The organism is Mesobacillus sp. (assembly GCF_049588175.1).
GTDB lineage: Bacteria > Bacillota > Bacilli > Bacillales > Cytobacillaceae > Mesobacillus.
Genome location: NZ_JBAVFI010000505.1, coordinates 1 through 3,169, shown reverse-complemented (window position 1 = coordinate 3,169; position 3,169 = coordinate 1). Strand labels below are relative to the sequence as shown.

Below are 3,169 nucleotides of genomic sequence, written 5' to 3'. Positions count from 1 at the left end.
CCACAATAGGCTGCAGGGTCAGAGGCGGAATTTTTACCAAAAGAGCTTCGTCAGCTATGTCATAAGTTACTTTCAGCTTTTCCACAAAGCGTGCTTCTTCGATGGCAAGGTATGCCTTAACATGCCGCAATTCCTGCTCAAGACTGGTAATCGTCACAGTAGTAGCGTTCAGATTTTGCCGTAAAAAGTGAGAAAGGGAGACAAGCAGCATCCTTGCTTTTATCGGATCGATCCTGACAAGAGATGTAATGACATTCATTGTGTTGAAAAGGAAATGAGGACTTATTTGCGCCTGCAATGCTTTTACCTCGGCTTCCTTAGCAAGCTGATAGGCTTTATCCGCCTCAGCGATTTCGAGTTGGTTGCCGAGAAGGGTGCTGAGTCCTGAGATAAGCTCCATTTCCACATTCGTAATTTCTTTTTCAGATTTAAAATAGAACTTTAAGGTGCCGATTGTTTCGCCTCGCTGCTTTAAGGGAGCTATAACCGCTGCACCAAGCGGACAGTTGGTTTCCCGGCAATGGATAGTCTCGTCATTCGCGACTACAAGCATCCCGCTTTTAAGAACATCTCGCGTGATTTGAGTCTGGATGGGGCTTGCTGAACGATGATGGTCGTCACCGAGTCCAATATGTGCAAGGATTTCTGTTTGATTCGTCATCGACACGGCATTGGTTTGCACTTCATTGTGCAGGATCTGGCATACTGCCTTTGCAGAGTCGGGGTTAATACCTTTCCGAAGGTAGGCTAGAGTCTGGTCAGCAATCCGCAGCGTTTTTTGCGCGAGCATGGCACCGGTCTTTTCTTCTTCGGACACAACATTTTTTATAATCAAGAGGAACAGGGCAGAACCGAGACCGTTTGCCAATATCATGGGAACGCCGATGATTTCCACGAGTGTCATGGCTTTATCGAATGGTTTTGCCAGCAGCAGGATAATCAGCATTTGGATTGTTTCGGCAAAGGCGCCGACCATAAAGGCAGTCGACAGGCTGACATTCTTACTCTTCTTTTGGAATCGGCCGGCGATGATACCAGCTACAATTGCGGCCACTCCGCAGGCAATCGCAGTAAAGCCGCCCAGGGTAAAGCGGTGCAATCCGGCAATCAGTCCAGCACCAATTCCAACCCTATAGCCGCCAAGCAAACCCGCAATGACGATCCCGATGACCCGGGAATTAGCAATGGCTTCATCTGACGCAAGGTCAGCAGCCCAGCGATTGAATTGGAGTGAATCCGTATTAAAGCTCATGCCTGAATACGTACCAATGATTCCGAAAAAACCAAAGAAAATGATGGCAAAAAATTGCTGTCGTCGATTAAGTGTTTCGTGATAAATCAAACCTCTGAAAAAGCGGAACCTTGTTAAAATGAAAGCAATTGTTACGATAATTCCGAGACGTTCAAGCATGGTAATTAAAAGTTCAAACATAACCGCACTCCTTGGGAGGTGGAATTTATATCTTCAACTAATTTTAAAGTAAAGATAAATAAAGTAAAAGAGTATGTACCTGAGTTTAAATGTTTAGTGTTATTTATACGAAGCTTGTGCTTGCATTCTATGATACTGGAAGTTCAGATGCTAAGCGGAAGACTTGTATATGCCAGGAGATATTTCGTCTTATTAAAAAAAAGCCTGGACCCATGCAATACTGCTGGTGTCCAGGCTTTTTTCTTATTAAAAGATTTCAATATCACCGCTTGATACATCAGCGTCTATTTTGTGTTTTCCGTTGCCGTGCTTGCCGTTAAGGCGCTTGTCACTTTCTTGTTTATTTTCGAGTGGGAAGTCGCATGATAGATCTCCGCTTCTCGTTTTTCCGTTTAATGTGAACGCGGCATCATCGGGCAGATCCAGTTTGATGTCACCTGAACTCACGTTTAAGCTGATGGAATCCTTCAATTCATCCATCTGGATCTCCAATTCACCAGAAGAAACATCGGCATCAAGTTTTCCAGTGTAGTTCTGTACATTTACACTCCCGGAACTTACCTCAAAAGTACCTGTTTCAGCTGTTAATGAATTGATCTCGACGTCACCTGAGGAAATGTGCTGCTCAATAGCTTTAACGTCCAGGTTTTTCAGGACCATGCTTCCTGATCCTATATCGGCCGAAAGTTTATCGAGTTCCATGCGGTCCTGGATGGAGCTTCCTTTAAACGTTACCTCGCCTGATCCTAGCTTTATTTCCATATTCTTGTCATAATTCTCTGGGATATAAATGGTTAATGACGTGTGATCAAGCTCAAACCAATTAAACCAGAAGAAACCCTTTCGCTTAACTGAAACCTCAATGTCATCCCCGCGCTTATTTACAGAAACAGTACCCTTGCCTTTGAGCTCTGCACGGATATCATCTCTGTCCTCAGGTACGATGGTCGTTTCAACACTGGAGATATCGATAGAGATATTCTCGATGTCCTTTGAAACCTTAGCAGAATCCTCCGTCTTCGAAAGAGAAACCCCGTTCCCGTCAAACAAATAATTCATCGCGATATACGCACCCGTAATAATCAAAAAAATAACCAAAATCCGCTTTATCATTTTCGTTTCCCCTCTCAATCAATCTCTATATCTAAGATAACGCAGATACCAAATCCCACCAATGCCCCTCAGAATTAAATCCCCCTAAGACCACAGCCCTATTTAACACATTAAAGCACTGGGGGTCAGACCCCCAGTGCGGTTATGCGTTAAAGCGCCGGGGGTCTGACCCCCGGCGCGGTGGTGTGTTAAAGTGTTATGCTTTGGCTTCGACGAGTTTGGCTATTTCGACGATGGTTTCTACGGATTTTAGCATGTTGTTGACTGAGATGTATTCGAATCGGCCGTGGAAGTTTTCGCCTCCTGTGAAGATGTTTGGTGTAGGCAGTCCCATATAGCTTAGCTGGGAGCCGTCTGTACCGCCGCGGATTGGCTTCACGATCGGCTTGATGCCGAGGTTTTCCATTGCTTCGTAAGCGATATCGACGATTTCCTTCACTGGCTCGATTTTATCCTTCATGTTGTAGTATTGGTCGTTCATTTCAAGCTCAATACGATTTTCACCATATAGAAGCCTTTGCTCGTTTGTAACCTTTTGCATTAAATCCTTGCGTGCCTGGAAGCCGGCTTGATCGAAGTCACGAATGATATAATTCAAAGTTGTTTCTTCCACATCTCCATTGA

3 protein-coding genes are annotated in these 3,169 nt (G+C 44.6%); all 3 read right to left on the bottom strand.

Annotated features, from left to right (window positions below; all coding sequences use genetic code 11):
- Positions 1-1,432, bottom strand: a 1,432-nt coding sequence (locus WB217_RS12390) for a LytS/YhcK type 5TM receptor domain-containing protein (protein ID WP_423993527.1), incomplete at its 3' end; no start/stop codon positions are given.
- 246 nt (positions 1,433-1,678) lie between these two features.
- Positions 1,679-2,545: a LiaG family protein gene (gene liaG / locus WB217_RS12385; protein ID WP_423993526.1), complete on the bottom strand. Its 867-nt coding sequence runs from the start codon at positions 2,543-2,545 to the stop codon at positions 1,679-1,681.
- A gap of 196 nt (positions 2,546-2,741) precedes the next feature.
- On the bottom strand, positions 2,742-3,169 hold a 428-nt coding region (locus WB217_RS12380), incomplete at its 5' end, for a M20/M25/M40 family metallo-hydrolase (protein ID WP_423993525.1).

Bases quoted from the DNA above. Each gene is read 5' to 3' on its own strand.
- liaG (WP_423993526.1), bottom strand. From the start codon at position 2,545: ATGATAAAGCGGATTTTGGTTATTTTTTTGATTATTACGGGTGCGTAT.